A 694-nucleotide genomic window follows, 5' to 3' on the forward strand; every position below is an offset into this window, starting at 1 on the left:
GGGCCTGCTGCCCGCCGTACCGGTGACCTCGGGGCTGCGCGAGGTCGGCGCGCTGGGACTGGCCGGCCCGCGTGAGCGGCTCGCCGGGCTGGCCCGCGCGGTGCTCGCCCAGCTCGCCGCGCTGCACTCACCCGACTCCCTGGAGATCGTCCTGATCGCCGCGGACCGCTCCCGCCCCCTGGCGGAGCGCACCGCCGAGTGGTCCTGGCTGGGCTGGCTGCCGCACGTACGCCCGGGGCACGGCCAGGACTGCCGCCTGCTCCTCGCGCACGACCCCGAACAGGCCACGGCCCGCGCCGAGGAACTGCTGCGCCGGCTGGCGGACCACGACCACGCGGCCCCCCGCATATCCGGCGGGGAAGGGCCGTACACCGTGGTCGTCGTGGACGGCGACCCCGGCGGCCCCGACGCGCGCGAGGCGGTGGCGCGGCTGGCCCTGGAAGGACCCCGGGCCGGGATCCACGTGGTGTGCCTCGCCGAGACGGCCGCAGCCTCCCCCGCGTCCCCGGTGGCGGAGACGTACGAGGCGGCCTGCGCGGTGGCGCCGACGTTCCGGCAGTGCGGGGCCGTCGCCCTGCTCAGCGGGGACGTGGCGACCGCCCTGCGCCTGCTGCGGGTGGCCGGGACCGGCTCCGGCCGTCCCCCCGGCCCCGTCGGCCACGGCACCCTCGCCACGGTCGACGCGGTCTCCCCC

The 694-nt window shown here is 79.3% G+C and carries 1 pseudogene; it reads left to right on the forward strand.

Annotated elements, in window-relative coordinates:
- Nucleotides 1-694 (forward strand): annotated as a pseudogene (locus B7767_RS42050) (cell division protein FtsK); the annotation flags it as partial.

The sequence above is a fragment of the Streptomyces sp. 13-12-16 genome (assembly GCF_002114215.1).
In the GTDB taxonomy this organism is placed as follows: domain Bacteria; phylum Actinomycetota; class Actinomycetes; order Streptomycetales; family Streptomycetaceae; genus Streptomyces.